Consider the following 23208-nt stretch of genomic DNA (forward strand, 5'->3'; position numbering starts at 1 on the left):
GAGCCGCCACCGAAAGCCCTTGCGAATCACATAAGTCCATGCTTATCTGTTGCCATGATAGAGAACGAGATATTCCGGGCTTTGGCCGATCCGACCCGTCGCGCCATTTTTGAAAAGCTTGCTGTCGGCAGCATGAACGCCAGCGGTCTGCGCGAAGGCATGGAAATCAGCCAGCCGGCGATGTCCCAGCACCTTGCGGTCCTGCGGAGCGCCGGGTTGGTCAGAGAAGAGCGCCAGGGGCGTTTCGTGAACTACGAAGTCGATCCGGAAGGGCTGGCCCTCATCGCCCAATGGCTGGCGAAATACCGCGCCTACTGGCCTGCCCGGATCGAAGCTCTCAAGGTCTTGCTGAAGGATATGGACCAATGAACGACCTGAAGCCCCTCGTGCGGGAAAACGGCATCGAACTCGAATACGACCTCAACGAGCCACCGCAAAAGGTCTGGCGCGCGGTCAGCACCCCTGAACTTCGTGAAAACTGGCTGCCGAGGGAAGCTTTGGCCAATCCCGACGCGATTTCCGTCACACCGGGCGAAGAAGTCCGCTACAGGCTGCGCGATGACGCGCCACCATTCCTCGAAAGCACCGTGACGTTCAGGATAACCCCGAACGCAAGCGGCGGTACGAGTCTGCGGATCATCCACGAACTTGATGATGTGAGGCTTCGAAGGACTGCAAAAGCTGCGGCAAACAACAACGGCTTCTCCGTTATGCGCGCCGCCTGACACGCCAAATCCACCAACAATTTCAGTGATATTGGAGATTGCCGATGCGCGAAGCGATGCAACTCGTCCCTATGGTCGTTGAACAATCCAGCATGGGAGAGCGGTCTTTCGACATCTATTCCCGCCTGCTGCGCGAGAGGATCATCTTCCTGAATGGTGAGGTGAACGATGCCGTTTCGGCCCTGGTCTGCGCGCAACTACTGTTTCTCGAGGCGGAAAATCCGAAGAAGCCGATCAGCCTCTACATCAATTCGCCGGGTGGCGTCGTGACCAGCGGCCTCGCCATGTACGACACGATGCGCTACATCCGCGCGCCAGTGCAGACCCTTTGCATGGGGACGGCTCGTTCGATGGGATCGTTCCTGCTGATGGCGGGAGAGCCCGGCCAGCGCACCGCCCTGCCCAATGCTAGCATCCATATCCACCAACCTTTGGGCGGCTTCCAGGGTCAGGCCTCCGACATGCTCATCCACGCCGAGGAAATCAAACGTACCAAGCATCGCATGACGCGGCTCTACGCCGAGCATTGCGGCCGTTCCTATGACGAATTTGAACGCGGCATGGACCGCGACCACTTCATGACGGCGGAAGAAGCTTTGGAATGGGGATTGATCGACCGCATTCTCCATGTTCGCAAAGAGGATCAGCATATGGGTTTGGCGGATTGATTTAAAAACGGCGCTACGACCCCTAATGAATGAGGTTGCACATTTGATTGAAGGCCGGTTGCCCGGCCTTCTCTTCTGATTATCTACTTCGTCACCGGTTGATCGCCTACCTGCTGCCCAGCAGGTATCGGCGCTGCAATAGCTGGCTCAGCCGCGGCAGTCTCATTCCCGTTTCCCGGCGGCGCAAACCAGTATTTGGCCGATGTGGCGCCCCGCTTGATAACGACATGCTGGTTGGCGAAGATGCGATAAGGCTGGCTCCACTCCCCGTCCGGCCACTGCACACGCACCACGGCGCGTTCATTGGTGCCAAGACCGAAATGCGTGAAGCCGACATGGCCCGACGCATGACCGCCGCCAATCTGCACGCGCTGCACCTGCGTTTGTGTGCCCGCCCGGACATTGATGGTGGCGCCGATGCCCACATGGTTGATCGGGCCGTTGTCTAATTCGATTTCGGTCCAATTGCCGAGCGGGCGATAGCCCCACTCTGTCTTTGCACCGAGATTGCGGAACAGGAAGGCCCGCTGCATGCGGTTGACGACGAGGATGTCGAGCATGCCGTCATTATTGAAATCCTCGACCACCGCCCCGCGCCCCTTGCCGGGAAGCGCAATGCCGGCCTCGTCCCCCTTTTCGGTGAACTTGCCATCGAAGCCGCCGAGCAGGAGATTGTCCGGATCGCTGCTGGCAAAATCCGGCATGGCCTCGACATTGCCCTTGGTCAGGAATAGATCCATGTTGGTATCGTTGTTGATATCGGCAAACTGCGCGTGCCAGGCCGTCGAAGGCCTGTGGTCCTTGCCGGTATAGGGCCGATAGGCGGCTACCCCCTTTTCATAGGCGGTGTCGCGATAGGTCGGGCTGTCGTTATCCGCCTCGTCATCAAGCTCCTGCAGCTTGTTATCGCCCATCGAGGTGATGAAATATTCCGGCCTGCCGTCTGCCTTCGGATCGGCTTCCGCAAGGCCCATGCCCCAGATCTTCAATGAGGCCCAGCCTTCTGCGGTCGTATATTGCCGCGGCGGCCGTCCGGGCGCGATGTCCCAGAGCTGCTCCTGTCCGCCGCGATAATATTGCCGGTCATTGGCAACGCGCAGCGAATCCTGGCCCGAATGATTCCAATCGGTAAACAGCATCGACAACGTGCAATAGCTCGGCTTCAGCGGCAACGGATTGGAATAGTCGACCTTGTCGTTGCTGGTAGGACGATCGAAAACATTGTCGCTGCAGGTGCCGAAGGGCGTCCCTGGCGCGTAGCGATCGACATAATTGCCGAAAGCAAGAGTAGGATATTTATTGCCGGCTTCCCACGTGGCCGCAAACGCGACCGTCCAGTCCTTGCCGCCGTCAAAGGCGAAGGTGCGATTGGCCTTTTCGAAGGTACAGTCCGGACCGCCCTTGAGGATGATATTTTCACCGAGCCGCAACAGAACGACATCCGTATAGCCGTCATTGTCGATATCGATCGGATAGACGCCGAGAACGGACCGGATATCCTTGTCGGAAAGATTGATCGGCTTCGCTTTGAATTTCAGTGCGCCGCCCGTCTCGCTTTCATTGACATAAAGCGCCAGCGGACTGGTGCCGCCGGCCATCATCAGGTCGGGCTTGCGATCGCCGTTGCAATCGAAGCTGGCGACGCCGCCGCCGACGAAATACTCCCAGCCGCCGGTATATTGATGGTCAATGCCGGCGGCGACCGCTTCCTCCTGGAAATGCGGGACATCCATCAGGAAGGGTGCCGGCGCGGCCGTGTCCTCGGCAAAGCTGCCGGGCGCGAACGAGAAGGAAATCAAGCTGGCTATGGCCAGCAAGGTTGCAATCTTCTTCATTGGTTCACCCCTGCCTGCTCGATGACCAGCGTCTTGAGGAAAGCGATGATGCGGGCGCGATCCTCGTCGGACGCGCCGACATAGGTGTCGCGGGCGGTGCGACCGTCGCCGCCATGGGCGCGGATCACGCCGTCGAGCGTGGTGATGTCGTTGCGATGGCCATAGGGCGGCGTCGAGGCCACGCCCCAAAGCTCCGCCGTCATGAAGATATTGCGATCGACAAAGCGCTGCGCCAAAAGCTCGTTGCCGAGCTGGTCGACGCTGCTGTCGGTCATGGTGTGGCGCTTGAGATCGCCAAACAGCGGCACCAGCACCTGCCCCTTGTCATTGCGCTTCAGCTTCTTCGTCCAGTCGAGCTGCGACAGGTCGTAGATTGCCGGGTCTTTCACCTGCGAGACGCTCAGCGTGCCGGCAACATCGTTCGGCCCGGGATCGGAGAAGGAGAGACTGTCGAGCGGCAGGCTTGTTCTGTGGCAGGCCGTGCAGCCCATGCCGTCGAACAGCTTTTCGCCCGCCGCCGCCATATCGGGCCATTGGGCATTATCCGGCACCTTCCGCACCGGCGCCGGCAAGGTCGCCTGCCAGGCAACCATCGCCGAAACATCGCCGTTGCTGATCTCATCGGCATGTCCGTCGCCATCGAAATCCCGGGTCCCCGTCCATCGGCCGCCGAAGCGCTCCACCGGCTCCATGCCGTGATGCTGGTTCAACGCGTTGACGGTGAACTGCCGCAGCGAGGTCATCACGCCTTTCTGGCTGAAGGGGCGGATGACAAGATCCATGTCGATACCCTCCAGCTCCTGCATATCGACCAAGCCATTGGGTTGCGCGGTCAACCAGCCGAACTTCACGCCCTTGGTCTCGAGTGCGATGCGCTGCGGCTGGCCAGTTTTCGCCGCAAGCGTAATGGCGTTGGCGCGCTGGCGCTGCAGATCAACGGTCATCTCCCGCGCCAGAAGCTCGATCAGACCATCGCCGAACAGGCTGTTGGTGCCGCGCTCATTGGAGAATTGCGGATCGGTCGTGTCGAAATCCGCGCTCTCGAAACCTTCGGACACGAAAACATTGGTGGTGAAATCGCCGGCGCCACCGGGAAACGGCATGTTATGGCAGGAGGAACAGGCATTGGCGTCGACACCGGCCGTGCGGCTGAATTCGTTCATCACCGGATGCTTGCGCTTGGTCGGCACGATCGCCTGCGTAGCGCCGGGACGCCCTGCCCCGTCCTCGACTGTGAAGCGTGCCGTAAACAGCGCTTCGCCGATCTTGATGAGATTTTTGAGTTGCTCGACCGTCTGGTGGCCGGAAACCTCGGCGCCGGCCTGGCCCAGCGCCTCCGTTTTTTCCTCCCAAGGCTGCGACGCGATCGCCGGCAATCCCGTCGCGGCAAGACAGAGGCACACGAGTGCCATTCGTTTCATAGTCCCCTCCTCAACCAGTTTGGCCATGCAATTCCGTAACGGCAACCCCAGATCTGACGATGTCGTCGTCCATCATCGCCAGCGCGCGGTTGAGATGCCCTTCGAACACCAGCGTCGGCTCGTCCGCCACCACCCGCAGCTCCGGCATGCCCTCCATTCGCACGACATGCGATTCCGCCAGCCCCTCGGAAATGCCCTCCAACAATAGGTCATAATAGCGCGTCCCCGGCCCGGTGATCGCGATCGGCATGCTTTCATGCAGGCTGAGCACGCGCGACAAGCCGTTGCCGAGCGCCAATCCCGCCTGCCGGAAGGCGTGGATGTTGCGGCGGCTGCCTTGCCGGGCGCTGGCTGCGATCTTGTCGAGTTCGGCGATCGGCACGAATTTCGCCGGGATGGTATCCAGCGGCACATCGAAAGCCGCGCGCAGAATGGCATAGAAGCCGGCATAGGCTTCGATGCAGCCGCGCGAGCCGCAGCGACAGAGACCGCCGCCCGACATATGCAGCATATGGCCGAAATTCGGCGCCGATATTTCGTGCTTTCCTTCCTCGCCGCGGCGCACGATGCCGAGACCGATGCTGTGGCCGAGCGAGAGCGCGGCAAGCGCCCGGAAGTCGCGCCCTTTTTTATTCTCCTCCTGGCGGCCGACGGCAGCGGCGACGAGCTGAGTCTCGTTGCCGAGGATGATTTTCGCTGACCATTCGTCGCGCAGCACTGCGGCAAAATCGATCTGCTCGCGCCCGAAGATCGGCGACCAGCGCAGCACCGGCTCCGAGCTCTCGACGAGACCCTTGCTGCTGATCGAAATCATCAGGACCTTGTCGCGCGGCAATCGCGAGCGGGCGACGATCCGGTTCAAGGCATCGCGCAGACCGATGACGAAAGAGCCGGCACCCGAGACGTTCTGCTGTCTCGCCTCCGTGAAGCGGTCGATCAGCCGGCCGGCATAATCCACAAGCGAATATTGCACCGCATCCGATGAAATGATGACGACGATCAGATAGCCGCAATCGCGCCGCTGCGAAAAAAGCACGCGCGGCCGGCCGCGTCCTCCGGCGGCCTGTTGCTCCGCCTTCTCGATGATCTGCGCCCGCTCCAGATCGGTGGTGATGACCGATATCGTCGCCGAGGAAAGCTTGGTGAAATCAGAAAGTTCCGTATGGGCGAGCGGACCGTGACGGCGCAGCGCCGTCAGCACCAGAACACTGTTTTTCTGGCGGACCAATTCGGTGCTCGATTTGGCCAGCATTATCAAGCCTCCCGCTCATTCCACCCTCCTCTCCCCATCTCCACCCGGCCCCTTTCAACGGTCGATTAAACCTGGGGATGCGGGTGTTGACAGGTGAAAAAATCTCTGACACTAAATTTCTCGACTGTCGAGAAAAAAATCCGAACCTTTCTCGTCAGCGTTATCGCGGCGGCCGGCGGGAGCTCAGGGCACGTGCGGTCGCATTCACTCGGGAGGATAATATGAGAGCTTTTATTAAGCTGGCTGCCGGTGCGGCCATCGTTTTGACCATGCAGACGGCGGCCTTCGCGAAGGATCTCGTCGTCGGCGTTTCCTGGTCGAACTTTCAGGAAGAGCGTTGGAAGACCGACGAAGCGGCCATCAAGAAGGCCCTTGCTGCGGTTGGCGCCAAGTACATTTCCGCTGACGCCCAGTCGTCCGCTTCCAAGCAGTTGACCGACGTTGAATCCCTGATTTCCCAGGGCGCCAACGCTCTCATCATTCTCGCTCAAGATTCCGACGCCATCGGCCCGGCCGTTGAAAAGGCCGCCGACGAAGGCATTCCGGTTGTCGGCTACGACCGCCTGATCGAAAATCCGGCCGCCTTCTACATCACCTTCGACAACAAGGAAGTGGGCCGCATGCAGGCTCGCGAAATCCTCAAGGCCAAGCCGGAAGGCAACTACGTCTTCATCAAGGGCTCGTCGTCCGACCCGAACGCCGACTTCCTGTTCTCCGGCCAGATGGAAGTGCTGAAGCCCGCCATCGACGCCGGCAAGATCAAGAACGTCGGTGAAGCCTACACGGACGGCTGGCTGCCGCAGAACGCGCAGCGCAACATGGAGCAGTTCCTGACCGCCAACAACAACAAGGTTGATGCAGTCGTCGCCTCCAACGACGGCACCGCCGGCGGCGCCGTTGCTGCTCTCGACGCACAGGGCCTCGCAGGTTCCGTTCCGGTTTCCGGCCAGGACGCCGACAAGGCAGCTCTGAACCGCATCGCGCTCGGCACGCAGACCGTCTCCATCTGGAAGGACTCCCGTGAGCTCGGCAAGCGCGCTGCCGAAATCGCCATCGATCTCGCCAACGGCAAGTCCATGGACCAGATCAACGGCGTCCAGACCTTCAGCGGCGGCTCGAAGCACGTTGCCATGAAGTCGGTATTCCTGACCCCGCAGCCAATCACCAAGGACAATCTGAACGTCGTCATCGACGCCGGCTGGATCAGCAAGGCTGAAGCTTGCCAGGGCGTCAAGGCCGGCACCGTTGCAGCCTGCAAATAAGCTGCCCGTGAACGGTTGACCCGATCATAATAGCGACGCCGCAGCGGCACACTCCGTTGCGGCGTCGAATGCGGATCAGGAGCGGACAACTCTCCCTTGCAGTCGGAGACCAGGCTTCCCGCATCGTGCTGCGCCATCGCATATCCCATTGACCTGCCGGATGGCGGTCATCGGGACCGGGTGAAGACCGGCCACAGAGGCGATGACGCATTTTTGAGATTGGCGCAGTCCTGCCGGCGATAGCCTAGAATGCATCGCTGGCCGCGCCCAACAGTGGGAGAACGGCAAAGCGATGGCCGACATGACACAGTCCACAACATCGAGCGGTCCCCGCAATGCAGAAGCCGGAGCAATCACCCGGTTCCTGCGTGCCACCGAAATCGATACCCGCCTGCTCGGCATGATCGGAGCGCTGCTGATCATCTGGATCGGCTTCGATCTTTATCTTCGGATATTCGACGGCCGGGAATTCCTCACCGCCAGAAACCTTTGGAACCTTTCGGTGCAGACCTGCGAAATCGCGGTCCTCGCAACCGGCATGGTGCTGGTCATCGTCACGCGCAACATCGATCTTTCGGTCGGCTCGCTGCTTGGCTTCGTCGCCATGATCATGGGCGTCATCCAGGCCAAGTGGCTGCCGCAATATCTCGGCTTCGACAGTTCCTGGACCTGGATCATCACGCTGATCTGCGGCCTGGCGATCGGCACGGCCATCGGCGCCTTCCAGGGCGCGATCACCGCCTTCATGAATGTCCCCTCCTTCATCGTCACGCTCGGCGGGCTTCTCGTCTGGCGCGGCCTTGCCTGGTATGTCACCAGCGGCCAGACCGTGGCACCGATGGACTCCACCTTCGTCGTCATGGGCGGCGGCGGCGCCACCGGTTCGATCGGCGCGACCTGGAGCTGGGTGGTGGGTGTGATCTCCTGCCTGCTGATCATCGTCGGCATCATCAGCTCGCGCCAGCAAAGAAAGCGCTTTCACTTTCCGCGCCGTCCGCTTTGGGCGGAATATTTCCTTGCTGCCCTCGGCTCCCTGCTCGTCCTCGGCACGGTCTATCTCTTCAACAGCTATTATTGGCCGATCGGCATCGCCAAGCGCTACGCCACGGACCATAATATTGCCTGGCCGGAAACGGGATTGAACATTCCCTACGGCATCGCCGTCCCCGTCCTCATCGCCGTCTCCATCGGCATCGTGATGACCTTCATCGCCACGCGCCTGCGCTTCGGCCGCTATGTCTTCGCGATCGGCGGCAATCCGGAAGCCGCCGAACTCGCCGGCATCAAGACCCGCTGGGTCATCGTGAAGATCTTCGCGCTGATGGGCTTCCTCGCCGCCGTCTCGGCCGCGATTTCCACGGCGCGCCTCAACTCGGCCGTCAACTCGCAGGGCACGACCTACGAGCTCTTCACCATCGCCGCGGCCGTTATCGGCGGCACCTCGCTTGCCGGCGGCAGCGGCACCGTCGCCGGCGCCATGATCGGCGCCCTGGTCATGCAATCGCTGCAATCGGGCATGGGTCTCGCCAATGTCGATACGCCAATTCAGAACGTCGTCGTGGGCATTGTCCTGGTGGTCGCCGTTTGGCTTGACATCGTCTACCGCTCGCGCGCCAAGTAAAAGGAATTCTGAACCATGACGGATCAAACCACTCCGCTTGTGGAAATGAGGAACATTTCCATCTCCTTCGGCGGTATTCACGCCGTCGACAATGCCTCGGTGGATCTCTACCCCGGCGAAGTCGTGGCGCTGCTCGGCCATAATGGCGCCGGCAAGTCGACGCTGATCAAGATTCTGTCCGGCGCCTACAAGCGCGACAGCGGCGATATTCTGATCAACGGCGAACCGGCCGATATCCGCACGCCCCGCGACGCCAAGAAATACGGCATCGAGACGATCTACCAGACGCTCGCCGTCGCCGACAATGTCGACGCCGCCGCCAATCTTTATCTTGGCCGCGAGCTGCAGACGCGCTGGGGCACGCTCGACGACGTCGCCATGGAGGCTTCGGCCCGCAAGGTGATGGGTCGCCTGAATCCCAACTTCAAGCGCTTCAAGGAGCCGGTGAAGGCGCTCTCCGGCGGCCAGCGCCAGTCGGTGGCGATCGCCCGCGCCATCCTCTTCAACGCCCGCATCCTGATCATGGACGAGCCGACGGCTGCGCTCGGCCCTCAGGAAACCGCGCAGGTGGGCGACCTGATCAAGCAACTGAAGAAGGACGGCATCGGCATCTTCCTCATCAGCCACGACATCCACGATGTCTTCGACCTAGCCGACCGCGTCTCGGTGATGAAGAACGGCCAGGTCGTCGGCCACGCCCGCACAGAGGATGTCACCAAGGACGAAGTCCTCGGCATGATCATCCTCGGCAAGGTCCCCCCCAAAGCCATCCCCGGCCCCGGCGCGATGAAGAGCTGAGCCCGATATCCTAAGCAAACAACAAGGCCGCGAGCCCTAACAATCGCGGCCTTGTTTCATTCACACAAACCGATATGTGGTTTCCCGCATTTTCCGCATTGAAGCCAAACGCTTCCTGGGCTAAGAACCACCTCATCGGACAGGCGAGTCAAACCGCCTAAGGCATGCACCCGTAGCTCAGCTGGATAGAGTGTTGGATTCCGATTCCAAAGGTCACAGGTTCGAATCCTGTCGGGTGCGCCATATTCCACAGGGGTTTTAGCGCGATCCAGCTTCACGGAAATAATCCACAGGAAGCACATAGGAAGCAAAGCACCCTCTTGTAGCATCCAAATGCGCTCGGCAACTTATAGCGCATCGATCTCCGTTTTGCGCCGACGTCTGCCGGTCCTTGCCGAGGCTTCCCGCGCCCTCCTGTTTTCGTCACGCTGCCGCTCAATAATTTCCAGACCCCTGAACATCTCGCTTTCGCCAGCTCGCTCCTGTGTCGTTTGCTGGAGCAATTGAGATGCTGCGACCTGAAGGCTTCCTTGAACCATCGTTTGGATCGCGCCGCTCCATTCCTGCGCCCGCTCGGTGAGGCCTCCCGGCTCGCGGTAGCGTAGGGACAGCATATCCTCGATCTCATCTGGCCGCGGCCATCTGCCTGCAGTCTCATGAAAATGTTGGTAACTTTCAACGACTCGGGCACACTGCCGGCCCAGCTCGGAGGCTTTTCCCGCGCCGCGAGCGACGCGTATGATATTCGCAGCTAATGCCAGGAGAGCCCAGTTGATCTCCTCTTTGGCATATTGGCTGTCGATCTCCTTTTGTGAATTCTGAGCTACGACGGAGAGCTTTGGCTTTTCGGGTTCATCGGCCATGAAAAATCCTGCCAGTTCATGAGAGCCGGCAGGATTGAATGTCTGATATCGCTTAGCAAGTAGCGGTGGCAGTTGTTACCGCAATTCACTTCCTCCACAGAATCAAGCAGCCTTGAGAAAGCGACTGTCTCTCACTTTCACGTCAGCGACGACAATGGCCAGAACGCATTCACTGAACTCCTGGGAGCTCCAGTAATGGCCACCATTTGGCCCATGTCGGTAGACTGGATTGTCGTACGAAACGCGGATCATTCGTTCTTTGCCCGGAAGAGCTGCGCAGCGACACAGGACAGCGCCAAGGCCGTTATCCACGAGGTAGATCCCTTCGCCGCAATAATCCGCTACCGGAGCGACGAGCACATAATCGCGACGGCTTTTCAACTCTGGCTCCATAGTGTCCCCATCGACCATGTGAACGCGGAGCTTGTCGAAGGCGGTTTTTTCGGTCTGGATGGTTGGCGCGAAGAATTCGGTCATGCCTGCATCTCCTCTCTCATGCCGATAACAGCATGAATGAAGCGGCAAAACTCGCCCCAACGGCCAGACGTATTCGGATCACCGTCGAACAAGCCAGACGCCTGGATGGCATACGCTTTGATCCGCAATCCTTCATGGGTAAATGCCGGAATCATAGAAATCTTCGCGCTGGCTTCCTTCACGGCGACATCGGCATCGTGGATCCGCTGCGCCGCCTGCATCACGCCTGAGGCCTCAGTCAGGCGGGCTGTTTCGGCCTCATAGGCAACAGCAAGCTCAAGCCTCCGTCTCCATTGCGCAAGAGCTTGATCCCTCCATTCCCTGTTGCGGGCCAAGGCTTTTTCGGTACGTCCTTTCGGAACATGCCGCGAGAGGTCGTCGATCCACCGGCGGGCTTCCTCCGACGAGTGGACGTGAAAACACGTTCTCTCCATCTTCTCCCGGAATTCGGGAGCTAACCGCCTGGAAAGAACACTTGTATCCCTCATCATGAAACGACCGATGATATCCCGCTCTGCGGGGTAGCGGCAACTACCATTCAAATGGGCATTGGCACCGCCAAGAAGTTCTTCAGGGGCGAGCGGCCACAAATGGCGCCATTCATCCGCAAGCCATTCCCGAGCCTTTTGTGCCTCTGCCAGTTCGGTCTGGGCAGCAATGAGACTTTCATATGCATGAAGCAGCTCTGGGTTCTCGTGCCGCGTGACTGAGGCCAACGAACGCTCAGAACGCGCTTGTGCGACATCAGGGCCGACAAGTGCTGCTGGGACGGCCACAGCCGCTGCGAGACTGGAGAAGAGGCCGAGAAGGGTACGTCTGGCCGTGGGCAAACCTTCGGCGACTATCTGATCAGATTTATTTCTCATGGTTTCCTCCCATAAGCTTCTGAGTTTCGCGTTCATTCTGTTTCATGAATATTCTATGGGCGTTCTGAAGCTTCGCCATGCCCTGGTAGAGCGCATCCGCCACTGCAGATCCGTCGTCTTCCGCAGAGTAGCAGTCGCTTGTCATGGCAAGCCAGCAGGTCTGTACGATCGACAGCGCGCTATGGACGTCGTCGATTGCGTCCGCGGGTCGGCCCGCTCCTGTGCTGTCAGCATTCAAAAGAGTAATGGCCGCCTGAACGTCTCCGGATTCCAGCATTCTTTTTAGTCGTCCCAACATTTTCTCGGCAGGCACAGCTTCGCCGGCCGCCTGAACTGCAGTGTTCGGCATTTTTCATCTCCATTTAGGTATGAGAACCAGATAACTATTTTTAGAACTTAACGACTTCTTCACTCTTGTCAACACATATCTAGTTCTGATAACTAATTTCGTGATAACGAAGGAAATCAAATGCTCACCACTGGCAATCAACTGAAGGCGGCTCGTGCGCTCGCGGGAGTGGAGCAGAAGGACGTCGCTGAAAGGGCTGGAGTGAACGTCAACACCATCCGGAACATGGAGGCGGCAGGGGCTGGCCAGATCGCCGGACGTGCACAAAACGTTCAAATGGTGCAGCGGGTGCTCGAAGAAGCAGGCATCGAGTTTCTAAATCACGGGCAACCAGGCGTAAGGCTCCGGAAATGAACCCTCGCCAAATCTTCAAAGCCGCGCGCTCAGTCTTTCCGAACGGCTAACATCCACAAGCGTCCGCCCCGATCTGGATCAAATAGTGGAAAACATCGCGCCGATACGCAGACTGCAGATAATGTCACGCCATCTGTCACGCGACACGCCCGCACCTCTGCAGTAGTTAGCTCGCAAAATCCGGTTTGAGGAGCGATATGATGTCGACTTCGATTTTGACTGCTTTGACAGTGTGCGCGGGCCTAACCACGGCGGCGCTTATGGTGGTGCAGGTTCTGCATTAAGGGCTATTGTTTTTATGGGGGAGAGACTTATGCAAAATTGGTTGGCAGCAGTCTTCGCGGTGGGATTCTTATGCGTCGGCGTACACATTGCTGATGCCCAGACATTCGGCGGGAATGATTGCACCGAGGATTGTTCGGGGCACAAGGCAGGTTATGAGTGGGCCGAGCGGAACGCCGTTACAGACGAAAGTGACTGCGGAGGAAATTCGACCTCCTTCGAAGAAGGATGCAAAACATTTGTACAGGAGCCTACCCGTGGCGCGGACACAGACGATGATGGCAACGATATAGACGATCAGTGATATTGGCGCCGCGCCGCTCTGATGCTTCGACATCCCAGCCTCGCGGGCAGCTTCTTCTCTGGATATCAACGTATGGGTGCCTACTCTTTGATATTCCTCGGACTTTCTGTCTCCGCCCTTCGCCGGCTGCTTGACGGCCCAATTGGGTATAGGTGCCCGTACCTTATCTCTGGTTTCGGCCCCGGCTTTGCCGGTTCGATTTGCTTAAGGAGATCCGGAGCCGACACTTTTATGAGGGACGACCTATTCTTCGTTGACTGATCGTCGGGAATCGGCGCAACCTACATATGCATAAGTCATGGGAGGGGACATGGCATGACTGTATGTGTTTGCGTAAAAGTGAATGAATGCATGGTTTTTGCCGCCGATAGCGCATCAAGCTTTGATGCGGGTGGCGCAAAAGACAGCAATGGCGATCCTATTCAGCAAGTATATCGACACGGCAACAAGCTTTTTCAGCTACATCGGCAATATCCTATCATGGGCATGACGGCTGGGCTCGGCAATTTCGGGCAAGCTTCGATAGCTATGATGGCGAAGCAGTTTCGGCACATGATTGGAGCCAAGGGAACGAACCCGCTTGGCAGCGATTATAAGATGGAAGATGTAGTCGCCCTGGCGCAGAAGTTTTTTCTGGAGGAAGAGTTCAAAAATGTGCCCGATGCCTCGGGTGTCGGTTTCGAGTTTTGGATTGGTGGGTACTCTTCCGGAGAGAAACTACCAGAGCTTTGGAAATTGTCGGTGTTCAACGGGAATGTTCTACCGCCCGCGTTGGTGGCGGAAACATCGGACATAGGGATCTTTTGCGGGGGACAGCGTGACCCCATTCAACGTTTGATCGGCGGATTCGGCTGGAAGCTGGAGAAGATTTTAAACGACCATGGGGTTACGCAAGACAAGTTCCCGAAACTCTATGAGTCGGTCGCCCCCGAGCTTCTTCTACCGCTGGTCTCACCCGTTATGCCGATTCAAGACGCAATCGATCTGACAGAATTCTTGGCAGATATGACGAAAAAGGTGTTTCGCTTCCGCGCTGTACCAGAATATGTGTCAGGTGACATAGACGTAGCGACTGTAACCAAATATGAGAACTTTCGCTGGATAAAGAGAAAGTATTATTATCCACAAGCACTCAACCAACAGGTGGATCATGTCTGATCAAATTCGCAAAGAGAAGGAAATCGTTGGCAAGCCCGATGATTCCGCCTTCAAATTACCGCGTGAGACGGAACAGCGCCTGATACGAGAATTTAAATCGCCGTTCCCGAAAGAGACAACTGACAGGCGGGAAAGCGTCCTTCTCTCGAACGCTTGCTGGCGCTCACAGAGCCCATTGCGCTGACGACGGGCGAAGGGCGTGAGAACTCACCGCTGATTGCCGCTTTGCCGATCCTGTCGTTGCAGAATTTCGCGCACGACCTTCACGTCCCCGTTCAGCTCGTTGACCGAGGACGTCAGATCCTTGATCGAGGCAAGCACGGACCCGACCGACTGCTCGCTTGCTGACATTCGATAGCCGAGCGTCTTGATATCGCCTTCGGCCGTCGACTGTCTCGTTTCGATCGCCTGCAGGCGCTGATCCACGCGGGCTGAATTCGCTTCCGTCTGGACGATGAAGTCCTTGCGCCAGCCTTGCAGGTCCTCGATATCGCGGCTTTTGTTCGCCGTGACCCAAACACCCATGCCGACCGAAGAAGCGATCGACAGAATTCCGACAAGGGTATTGATGTTCGCCCCCATCCTCTTCGCGCGCTCCGGCATTTGCATCTCTTCATCTCCGGTTTCGTCAGCCACTGTCTTTCACGTCTTTCAATGCGGTATGGAGACGAGGCCGGCACCGATGCCAAGCGCAAGGGTGCCGGCCGTGAGGAAGAATAGCGTCAGCAGAACGGCGCTGTTCATCTCTCGACCGGCGGCTGGGGTTTGATGAGGCCGACAAACCCATCGCGAACGACGTTGATCAGGGTCTTGGACGCACCAAGGACAGCGACGATAGCGGCGGTATAGGTCGGGCTGATCCAGGACTGCGAGCATTCCAGCAACCCGGCCGCGGTCGTTGTGCAGCCCGTGGCGATCAGGAATGCCGTGACGGCCGCGAGAACGGCGATCAGGATATTGAGAAGGTTATGGATGGCGTTCGTATTGAACATGGAGGAGATCCTTTACTGAGCGGCCTTGGCCTGCTGGAGAGCGCTGCTGACGACGGCATAGGCCTGCGCGACCTTCACGACGGCATCTACGACAGAGGTGTGGGACGGATCGGCGCAAATCGTCTCGACGCCGGCATAGGCTGCAGCTTCCTTGGAAACCGTACCGGCCTTCAGCTTGCCGGTGGCTGCAACGGCAGAGAACGCCACGTGGGCGATTTCGAGCGCCGAACAGACCTTCGGAAGGTTCTGCTCAATGGCTGTGTCGACCTGGCTGGTGGTCTTGCATGCGGAGAGAGAAACAGCGGACAGCACGAGGCTAGCCGCCATCGCTAGATGGAGGATGCGCATGAGGATGTTCCTTTGGTTAGTGGGGAGGATCAGGCGGCTTTCAGTGCCGCGTAGAACTGCTTGGCGTAAGACGCGATCTGTTGCGCCTTATCCTGCCCATTGATGATGCGGCGAGCGCCTATCCAATCGGCAGAATCCGGTTCGAAGTAGTTGGAAAGCTTGTGGCCGGTGAAGATGCCATCGCGCATGCCGATGACGATGATCTTCGCGGCAATGTCGTCGCTCATCGCGAGATCGGGATTGGACACGAGGTCGACGCCAAGCAACTTCGAGAACTTGCCGTAGTTGTCATGACCCGTACACTGGCTAAAACCACGGCCACGATATTTCCAACCGTCTCCAGACGTCTCAGGGCCGTTGCCCATCCGGTTCGCATAGGCTCGATTGGCGATCCTCTGTGGCTGTCTGGCATAGCTTTGAGCCTGCGCGGGGGTGAAATACTTGGGGAAGGTCTCTCGAAGCCCTGCGGCGCTGTAATTCAGGTTTTCCGAGACCGGCACGAAGCTGCCGCCAGTCTCGATCATGGGCGTTGCCAGGATGTAGGCGATCTGCCGGAGATCAGTAACGCCGCCCCCCTCGCATCCATCGAGAATGGCCTCGATGCCGTTTACCTGTGCCTCGGATAAGTGGCCACTGAACACAGTGGAACGCACCGCCGCGAAAAGTTTCGCTCGGTCCATCAATCGTCTCCCGATTTTCCTGGATAAAAATCTTCTTGCTTTGGTTGCCTCTAGGCTGGGTCCGTCGACTCAGGCACGATCGAAATCCTGACGCAGTGGTCAGAAAGTTTGACACCGCGGCATATCCGAAGTCCCGACCACATTGGCGATTGCAAGAGTGAGGGCAAAGATGAGGACGACGATTGCAGAGCTATTGGGTCTCTATGGCGAGACCGTAGACGCCGTCGTGCAGCAGGTGATTGACGCATATTTTCCGCAGACAATTCCAATTCGAGGACCTAGCACGATACACGAATGGAAAATTTGGCTGGGGTGGAGAACAACTATTCTCACCCGCCATCCGCATATTGTTGCCTTCGAAAATGCTCCAGACCACCTCCTTTATCATGAGATACTACATCTTCATCGTATCAAAATCGAAGGTGCGCCACTGCTGCGCCCAGCCCCATTTAACGCTGCCAGCGAGGAACTCGCCTACCGGTTAAACAACGATTTGGAGCACCTGCTGATCATTCCCAAAGAGTTCGAGCAGTTCCCCGAAGCTGCTGGATACTGGAATTGGTCGCAGAAGAATTACTTGGCTTATTGCGAGACCAAAGAATACAAGAACGAACTTGACGTTTTTAATTTTGCCATGAGTTATCTTGTGTCAAAGACCGTCTTTCAAGATCCATCTACCAGCATGGGGGCGGCGAAATTCCTTGAAGAGGCCGATATTTTGCATGAGATCGAAGCACTCCGACAAGGATTTCTGGCAGAACCAACATCGAAAGTCGAAATAGCAAATGCCATTCTTGAAGCTTGCGGGGTCAATGGCTTCAAAGTCGAGGCCATGAGATTTGACCCCAAGGGTAACTAGTCGAGACCTTACAATTTTGAAGCTGCGGCGAAGAACTCGTCGATCTGCTGGGACGTGAAGCCCATCGCAGCGAAGCCTTGCTGCATCATCGGTGACGATTTGACGAAAGAGCCCGAATATTCATAGGCGATTTGCACGTCCCTGCTCTGCTGCTTTACCCAGCCATCGACTTGATCGAGGATACCGGCCGCCAAGAGCTGAAGCTTGAACTGGCGAGCTGAAACGCTCTCGATTGCCGGGGCGGCTATCGTTGGAGCCTCAGCCAAAAATGCCGCTTCTTCATCGGGAGTGAGTTCAACTTCGACACCGTTGAGAAGCTGTTTCATCCTCTGACTCCTTCCAACAAGAAATTGCCGCTGAATGCCACGGATCCGCCCATCAGCATCCGCAAGGCATTGCGCGCGGTATTGTCGGCACGGGCGGCACCGGAGAAATCGACATTTCGAACACCGCTCTGAAGAATGGTGGACATCGTATTCATCACAGCATTGATTCCGGAGACGTTGAAATTCTCGATCGTCGAGACAAAGACGCATTCGGAAACAGAATTTGCGGTAATCGCCATGGCCGACGCTGAAGATCTGCCTGCAGCAATCGTCGTGTTTGCAGCAATCAAATCCTGATAGGTGTAGTCCGTTGCACCGCCGGCATAGCTTGAGCCATTGTCCGTGCTTGTCTGAATGAAGACGGAAGCAGTCGAGGATGGAATAACGTATCCTGTGAGTCGCAGACGGCGGAATGCACTGAGGCCGGTAACGACGACGGTGGTGACACCGGATGGCGAATATGCCCCGATTATCTCCCAGGCGATGCCCAGATTTGTTCGAGCCGTCACGACGTCGGGTGCGCCAGTCCCGCCCGCAACGATAGGACGCGGGGTGTTCAGATCCGTAGCGATATCATTGTTGATCCCGTTGACGACTGAGCTTTGGGCCAGCGTGTTCGGCGTGAATGTGCTGCCGGCCGGCAGGCTGTAGACGCCACTTCCGTTGCGAGGCATCAGAATTCCTTCCAAAGAAAAAGGCGCCCCGGAGAGCGCCTTGACGACAACTAACGAGTGTGATCCCTTCGCTTTGGGCGGTCGCCTGTTCGGGATGGGATCATCGATGAAGAAAATATTGTTTGCTGCCGCCGTCGCAGCCTGTCTCACGTCATGCGTTTCCTCGTCCGACGAAGACGTGCCGACCCCTGGAGGTCAGACCGTCCACCAAGCCAAATGCAACGGCTCACCCAATGGTTGCCTGAAAACGGCAGCCAAGATTTGCCACGGGACCTATCAAGTGGTCGACAGTTCCAGCAATGCAGGCGGCTTGGTTGCGGATATCCTGCCCGGTCCCGTCACGTGGTATCGAATGAGCTACCAATGCGGAAAAACCGATGGAAGAATGCCGGCATTCCCGTTCAGAGGGTCACAATACACGCCGCCGCCCGTCGTCTTGACCCAGCCTGCCGCACCGACGATGAGAACGACAAATTGCAACAGACTCGGCAATAACGTGACCTGCACGACCTATTAGACCGCCAGTTGCATTCAGCGGATATCGCTCTTATGTTTGCGGAATGATCCGACTTCTGCAAATCGTCTGCATCGTCATCACGGCCGCGATCCTTTATGGCGTCGGGCAGATGTTCAGATTCGCCAGCAGTTATTTCAGCGCCGATTTCCCGATTGGGTTCATCGCCGGATTTGCTTTTGCCGCGGCACTTTACTTACTGATCTGCTGGATCGACCCATCATCGCGTCCGCGCGGCTCCGGCGTTCAGCAACAGCGATTTGACAAGCGGGTCGACTAAGGCTGGTGCCTGACGATTGCCGCCTACCTGTGCGAGAGCTTGGACAAGCTTGTCCCTCTCATTGCCAACCAGAGCGCGCGCCAAGCTTTCCCGCGTAGAATTGCCGGTATCCTGAGACATCAGCGCCTTGACGATACCATCGGCTTTATCGACGGCGTAGGAGCGGAGAATACCCTTCACACCGCCTGCCTTGAAGGCTTCCTTGGTACCAAAGCCTGATCCCTCAGCGCCGCCGAGTTCGGTCTGAGCGGCCTGACGCGCTGCGGTCTCGCTGTTGCGGGTGACGGTATTGGCGGTATCTGCGAAGGCCCTTTCATTTTCCAGCACCTGAAAGAGCCGATCCGCCTTTTCCTGGCCGAACAGAGTGGCCAACCGATCGCGGTTCCAATCGCCCTCCCCTTTGATGAGCTTGTTCATGGCGTTGATGTCGTTGCTATTCGTGCCGACGATGCGATCAATTTCGGCTCTGGCGCCCTGTGAGAGGCGAAACGGGACTGCGGACGGTCCGATCTGCATTCCCTGCGGCTGCGCGCCCTGTTGGACCTCCTGCGCCAACTCAGAAGGCCGAGGAGCAGTCCTGCCGCTGTCAAGTACCTGCTGACCGCGTCCTACGGCCTCATTCTGACGGGCAAGCTCGGCATAGGATGCGTCGGCTTCCTTGATCCGGGGAACTGCTCGCGTGAGGCCGTCATCGAGCATCTGTCGCGTTTCCACCAGCGCGGAAATAACTTTCGGATCGGTTTCCGTGGAAAGCATCCCGTCGATCGCCTGGCGGGTCTGGAACATGACGTTCGGATCGCTCGACAGCACGTTGGAGTCCGCCACGTTCAGCATGCCACGAACCTGCCGAAGTGCACCTTGAGCGCGCCCGCGCAGACGGGTGATATCGGTATCGATGGCATCCGCGATCGGCTGGACGTCGTAGGGCCGCGCGCTGTTAAATGCTTCCCGATAGGTCGGAGAAAGCGCCTGCTGATTTTCCGAAATGCCGGCCTGCACCTCGGACGGCACGACATTGGGGCCGAGATTTTCGTCGATGGCCGCTGCCAGACGCTGGTTTGCTCCGGCCTGTCGATCAGCAAGTGCGCTGCGGACGATTTCCTGTGCCCTGCCCGGGGTAGCAGCCAATGCACCGGCTTGCTTCTGAAGATTCGGACCGACGTCGGCAAGCATGGCGTCAGGACCCAAATCGGCAAGACGCTGCGGCAACGTCGAAGAGTTGAGTCCATCATCGGTGATCGCGCGGCCAAGATAGGTTAGCGCCTGCGGCTCCATACCCGCGGCCTGGGCTGCAGCGCGGGTGCGGAGCGCGGTAACGAGCGCTGACACGCCCTTACCGACAAGACGCCCTACCGTGGGGCCGGCCGCCCCCGTAACCAAGCCTACTCCCCCGCCAATAGCTGTGTCCCTTAGATCACCATCGCTGCGCACGGCGCTGTCGGTCGCCCCAATACCTGCTCCTGTCGCCCCGGCAATTCCGGATCGCAGTAGAAGGCCACCCCCGCCCGCGCCGAATGCCGCAGGTGCAGCCATGATTGCAGGAATCGTCCCGGCAACGCCGCCGGTTACCTGCAGCCCCGTGTCGACGTAAGGATGCTCTTCATGAAAGGCCTGATCCTTGCCCTGTTGGATATCCATGGCCTGCTGATAGCGCTCGTCCCATGTCTTGCCGGGAAGTTTCTGGAAGCTGTCAGGCAGTAAAGGATCGATGATCGGCGCAAGCATGGCGTTGGTCGCGGCATCAATCCGGTTCAACGCCCCGCCGATGATCGGGACACCGGTCGCAACGGCGCGGACAGCGTTGTCGGTGCTGAGATTACCGCTCTGAGAGTTGGCAACGATCGGATCATTCGCCCAGGGCGCGGCCGTCGCAGCGGTTGCGGCCGCAGGCTTGACGATCGGGTCGTTATCCCATGGGTTTGCCATCAGGGCTTCGTCCTCGTGTTGCCATTCGGGTCGATGTACTGTGCGCCGGATGGAAGCTTCTGATAATCATCCACCGAGTTGACCTTTACCGGCGCACTTGCCGCATTCCCGGTCAGATCGGGAACGTCTGCAATCGAATTGAGCACCGGCAGCACGTCAGCCTGATTCATACCTCGCCGGCTGACGATCCCCCGATACTGGTTCAGATCGTTGTCCAGCATTCCTTGATAGGAGTTCATGCGGCTTTTGGCTTCCGTCAGGATGGCCTTGCGGGTACCGGGTTCGAGCTTTGAGCCGCCGTTGACGCTGTTGATCGCACCCATCAGCCAGTCGGGAAGACTTGAGGTGTTGTTGACCATCACCATCTCGCCTTCACGAACAACCGAGTTCGGATCCATGATCTTGCCGAGGCCATAGACGAGGTTGAGGTCGGAAGCCTTGGAGTCAGTCTTGGCCGTGTCGATCATCGACTGGTAGACCGGCGAAGCCTGCTGATAGCTCTTATAGGACGGAAGCTGCTGGATTTCCTTCCGTAGATCCGTCACATCCGAAGGCTTGTAGCCGCTGCCCTGAACAAGGACTTGCCCGGTCTGCGGATTGACGAGGCTTTGGCCAGGATCGACCGTAACGCCCTTCGGCGTGCCCTGGTAAAGCACCTTGCCGGTGCGCTGGTCGACGAGAGCGCCATCGACTTCCGAAACGTTCGGATTGCTGTAATCACCGACCTGCTGGCCGCTTACAGGATCCACGAGATGGCCATTCACATCCATGGGCTTATGGCTCTGATAGATCGGCTGACCCGTCCGGTTGTCGACAACGGCACCATCGACGGTGCTGACCTGCGGATTGCTGTAGTCGGCAATGACGCGGCCGGTCACGGGATCAACCAAGCGCCCATTGACCTCGACCGGTTTTGGCGTGGCCTGATAGACTGGTGCGACAGTCCCCGTGCGCGGATCGGTGCGCATGATCGTGCCGTCCGGCAACGTCTGAAAACCGTAGTCATTCGGTCTCATGACCTGCTGGAGCATAACGCCGGCCAGCGAGCGGACCTGCGGCGATGCGTTCGGGTTCATCATGGCTCCGACAAGCGCCTGCGCACGCGGATTGTTGGCGAGCGGAGAGGCGTTCTGGGGCGCTGGAGCGTTCTGCATGGCTTGAGCTAGCCGAATAGCAGGAGCCGCAGCGGAAGAGGCGGCCTGCGCGGGCAACTGGCTAATCTCGCCAGTTGGAACGGGAACGCCGGTCGAGTTCGGATCGATCGAAGCCGTCTGCTGCTGATCGGGCAAAGGTGCCTGCTGCTGGATTGCCTGTGTGGCTGGCATCTGAGGTGGAGATTGACGATAGGCAGTCGTAACCATCGGATCGACATAGCCGGGCGTGGGCTGCGGACCGAGGATTGCCCGCATCTGATCAGGCGTCACGTTTGCCATGTTGTCGGGCTGCATCGTCGGCGATGGAGGAGGAGCAGCCGGGCGCGATTGCGGCATGGCAGACATACCCGCGGACGGGTCGAGGCTCGCGACCTGTGTCTGCGGTGGCGCAACGGGCATCGGGGCGCCAGACTGCGCGAACTGCGGCAATAGCGCTTGAGCGGTTGCCAGACGGTTCGCAGCGTTGGCGTTTCCGGGCACGTTGTAGCCCTTGAAGGCCCATGCGTTGTTCATCAGGTGCTGAGCTTCATCGACGCTCTTGGCGTTGTTCAGAGCCGTGATAAGCGCCGGGTTTTCCTGAAGGAAGAACTGTCCCTGCTGCTGCGGAGTGCCATTGCCACCGCCGGCGAACTTCTGCAGCGCCGCTAGGCGCGGCCCGTTCCAAGACATGATGCCGCCAGCGTTATTGGCGCCGTCGTTCCATGTCCCCGCTGCATTCCCGGGAGAGAACCCGCTCTCGGCCTTTCCTGTGGAAGCGATCGCAGCGAGTGCATAAGGGTTAGTCACGCCACCCTTCACGGTGTCCATGAAACCAGAATAGATCTGGTTGCTGTCTAGACCAGATATGTCGGACGCGTGGCCAGAAACACCGGGATTGGTCGCTGCCACCTCCCCTTGAGCGCCAGACGCAGGAACCTTGGAGCCGCCGAAGAGCGACGACAGGAAGCCCGGAGACTGCGCCGGAGGCGTATAGGGCTGCCCGGTGATTGCCGACATGAGCTGCGCATCAGCTGTCTGCTGCTGCTGTGCCTGGCGCCGTGCAGCCAAGCCGCCCATAAGAGCCTCACCAAGACGCGCCACGCCCTGCCACGGCGACTGAATTGGGCTGGAATCCGTTCCCTGCTGCAGCATTGCAAGAGCGAGCCGCTTGCGGGCATCCGTGATATCGGCCTGGCTCTCGCCGGTATTTCCGCCGAAGATGAAAGACATTTAGCCGCTCC

At 58.6% G+C, this 23208-nt stretch carries 25 protein-coding genes and 1 tRNA gene; 11 read left to right on the forward strand and 15 right to left on the reverse strand.

The features are described from left to right. Positions 1-54: 54 nt before the first annotated feature. Genes NXC24_RS14100 through NXC24_RS14110 form a run of 3 tightly spaced genes read left to right on the forward strand, consistent with a single transcriptional unit; the run spans position 55 to position 1393 of the window. Positions 55-369: a metalloregulator ArsR/SmtB family transcription factor gene (locus NXC24_RS14100; protein WP_104823862.1), complete on the forward strand. Its 315-nt coding sequence runs from the start codon at positions 55-57 to the stop codon at positions 367-369. Continuing rightward, entirely contained in the window at positions 366-725 is a 360-nt protein-coding gene (locus tag NXC24_RS14105; protein ID WP_104823863.1) for an SRPBCC domain-containing protein, read from the forward strand. Before NXC24_RS14100 ends, NXC24_RS14105 begins: the two co-directional genes overlap by 4 nt. A 44-nt stretch (positions 726-769) precedes the next feature. After that, positions 770-1393, forward strand: a complete 624-nt coding sequence (locus NXC24_RS14110; protein WP_104823864.1) for an ATP-dependent Clp protease proteolytic subunit — start codon at positions 770-772, stop codon at positions 1391-1393. Positions 1394-1476: 83 nt separating this feature from the next. Here the strand turns inward: NXC24_RS14110 and NXC24_RS14115 are convergent, their stop codons facing one another. The 3 genes from NXC24_RS14115 to NXC24_RS14125 are packed head-to-tail and all read right to left on the reverse strand — an operon-like array spanning position 1477 to position 5901. Then, the gene (locus NXC24_RS14115) at positions 1477-3228 is read right to left on the reverse strand and encodes a CRTAC1 family protein (RefSeq protein ID WP_104823865.1); all 1752 of its coding nucleotides are present in this window, start codon (positions 3226-3228) and stop codon (positions 1477-1479) included. Then, entirely contained in the window at positions 3225-4649 is a 1425-nt protein-coding gene (locus NXC24_RS14120) for a di-heme oxidoredictase family protein (protein ID WP_104823866.1), read from the reverse strand. Before NXC24_RS14120 ends, NXC24_RS14115 begins: the two co-directional genes overlap by 4 nt. A 10-nt stretch (positions 4650-4659) precedes the next feature. Further along, positions 4660-5901: an ROK family transcriptional regulator gene (locus tag NXC24_RS14125; RefSeq protein ID WP_104823867.1), complete on the reverse strand. Its 1242-nt coding sequence runs from the start codon at positions 5899-5901 to the stop codon at positions 4660-4662. Between the two features lie 221 nt (positions 5902-6122). Here NXC24_RS14125 and xylF point away from each other — a divergent pair, with 221 nt between their 5' ends. The 4 genes from xylF (at position 6123) to NXC24_RS14145 (ending at position 9825) form a co-directional block, all read left to right on the forward strand. After that, positions 6123-7163, forward strand: a complete 1041-nt coding sequence (gene xylF, locus NXC24_RS14130) for a D-xylose ABC transporter substrate-binding protein (protein WP_104823868.1) — start codon at positions 6123-6125, stop codon at positions 7161-7163. A gap of 292 nt (positions 7164-7455) precedes the next feature. After that, positions 7456-8784 carry a sugar ABC transporter permease gene (locus NXC24_RS14135; protein ID WP_104823869.1) on the forward strand — a complete coding sequence of 443 codons (1329 nt, stop codon included), beginning with the start codon at positions 7456-7458 and terminating at the stop codon, positions 8782-8784. 15 nt (positions 8785-8799) lie between these two features. Continuing rightward, positions 8800-9582, forward strand: coding sequence for an ATP-binding cassette domain-containing protein (locus tag NXC24_RS14140; protein ID WP_104823870.1), 783 nt, complete (start codon positions 8800-8802; stop codon positions 9580-9582). 166 nt (positions 9583-9748) lie between these two features. Then, positions 9749-9825 (forward strand) — tRNA-Arg (locus tag NXC24_RS14145). Positions 9826-9929: 104 nt separating this feature from the next. Here NXC24_RS14145 and NXC24_RS14150 read toward each other — a convergent pair. From NXC24_RS14150 to NXC24_RS14165, 4 genes are all read right to left on the reverse strand, one after another. Next, positions 9930-10445 (reverse strand): hypothetical protein, encoded by a 516-nt coding sequence (locus NXC24_RS14150; RefSeq protein ID WP_104823871.1) that lies wholly within the window; start codon positions 10443-10445, stop codon positions 9930-9932. Between the two features lie 102 nt (positions 10446-10547). Continuing rightward, entirely contained in the window at positions 10548-10922 is a 375-nt protein-coding gene (locus tag NXC24_RS14155; protein ID WP_104823872.1) for a S24/S26 family peptidase, read from the reverse strand. Then, positions 10919-11788: a hypothetical protein gene (locus NXC24_RS14160; RefSeq protein ID WP_104823873.1), complete on the reverse strand. Its 870-nt coding sequence runs from the start codon at positions 11786-11788 to the stop codon at positions 10919-10921. Before NXC24_RS14160 ends, NXC24_RS14155 begins: the two co-directional genes overlap by 4 nt. Next, positions 11778-12137: a hypothetical protein gene (locus tag NXC24_RS14165; RefSeq protein WP_104823874.1), complete on the reverse strand. Its 360-nt coding sequence runs from the start codon at positions 12135-12137 to the stop codon at positions 11778-11780. The genes NXC24_RS14160 and NXC24_RS14165 overlap by 11 nt, the downstream gene beginning before the upstream one ends. Positions 12138-12257: 120 nt before the next feature. On the opposite strand from NXC24_RS14165, the gene NXC24_RS14170 reads away from it, so the two are divergent. The 3 genes from NXC24_RS14170 (at position 12258) to NXC24_RS14185 (ending at position 14235) form a co-directional block, all read left to right on the forward strand. Then, a complete protein-coding gene (locus NXC24_RS14170) occupies positions 12258-12491 on the forward strand; it encodes a helix-turn-helix transcriptional regulator (protein ID WP_104823875.1) in 234 nt (77 codons plus the stop codon). A 313-nt stretch (positions 12492-12804) separates the two neighbouring features. After that, entirely contained in the window at positions 12805-13077 is a 273-nt protein-coding gene (locus NXC24_RS14175; RefSeq protein ID WP_245463875.1) for a hypothetical protein, read from the forward strand. A 315-nt stretch (positions 13078-13392) separates the two neighbouring features. Further along, entirely contained in the window at positions 13393-14235 is an 843-nt protein-coding gene (locus NXC24_RS14185; RefSeq protein WP_158704480.1) for a hypothetical protein, read from the forward strand. Positions 14236-14442: 207 nt separating this feature from the next. Here NXC24_RS14185 and NXC24_RS14190 read toward each other — a convergent pair whose 3' ends face one another. From NXC24_RS14190 to NXC24_RS14205, 4 genes are all read right to left on the reverse strand, one after another. Continuing rightward, positions 14443-14838, reverse strand: coding sequence for a hypothetical protein (locus NXC24_RS14190; RefSeq protein ID WP_245463877.1), 396 nt, complete (start codon positions 14836-14838; stop codon positions 14443-14445). 137 nt (positions 14839-14975) lie between these two features. Continuing rightward, positions 14976-15227, reverse strand: a complete 252-nt coding sequence (locus NXC24_RS14195) for a hypothetical protein (protein ID WP_104823878.1) — start codon at positions 15225-15227, stop codon at positions 14976-14978. Between the two features lie 12 nt (positions 15228-15239). Further along, a complete protein-coding gene (locus NXC24_RS14200) occupies positions 15240-15575 on the reverse strand; it encodes a cell wall anchor protein (protein ID WP_104823879.1) in 336 nt (111 codons plus the stop codon). 29 nt (positions 15576-15604) lie between these two features. Beyond that, positions 15605-16255, reverse strand: coding sequence for a glycoside hydrolase family 19 protein (locus NXC24_RS14205; protein ID WP_104823880.1), 651 nt, complete (start codon positions 16253-16255; stop codon positions 15605-15607). Positions 16256-16424: 169 nt separating this feature from the next. Between NXC24_RS14205 and NXC24_RS14210 the strand changes: the two genes are divergently transcribed. Further along, positions 16425-17114: a hypothetical protein gene (locus tag NXC24_RS14210; RefSeq protein WP_104823881.1), complete on the forward strand. Its 690-nt coding sequence runs from the start codon at positions 16425-16427 to the stop codon at positions 17112-17114. Between the two features lie 8 nt (positions 17115-17122). Here NXC24_RS14210 and NXC24_RS14215 read toward each other — a convergent pair whose 3' ends face one another. The 4 genes from NXC24_RS14215 to NXC24_RS35110 all read right to left on the reverse strand — a co-directional run bounded on the left by NXC24_RS14215 (position 17123) and on the right by NXC24_RS35110 (position 23197). Further along, entirely contained in the window at positions 17123-17440 is a 318-nt protein-coding gene (locus NXC24_RS14215; RefSeq protein WP_245463878.1) for a hypothetical protein, read from the reverse strand. Next, the gene (locus NXC24_RS14220; RefSeq protein ID WP_158704481.1) at positions 17437-18264 is read right to left on the reverse strand and encodes a hypothetical protein; all 828 of its coding nucleotides are present in this window, start codon (positions 18262-18264) and stop codon (positions 17437-17439) included. Before NXC24_RS14220 ends, NXC24_RS14215 begins: the two co-directional genes overlap by 4 nt. Before the next feature lie 584 nt (positions 18265-18848). Continuing rightward, positions 18849-20834, reverse strand: a complete 1986-nt coding sequence (locus NXC24_RS14230; protein ID WP_104823884.1) for a hypothetical protein — start codon at positions 20832-20834, stop codon at positions 18849-18851. Next, on the reverse strand, positions 20834-23197 hold the full coding sequence (locus NXC24_RS35110; RefSeq protein WP_158704482.1) for a hypothetical protein: 2364 nt from the start codon (positions 23195-23197) through the stop codon (positions 20834-20836). The genes NXC24_RS14230 and NXC24_RS35110 overlap by 1 nt, the downstream gene beginning before the upstream one ends. Positions 23198-23208: the final 11 nt, after the last annotated feature.

Source organism: Rhizobium sp. NXC24 (assembly GCF_002944315.1).
GTDB lineage: Bacteria > Pseudomonadota > Alphaproteobacteria > Rhizobiales > Rhizobiaceae > Rhizobium.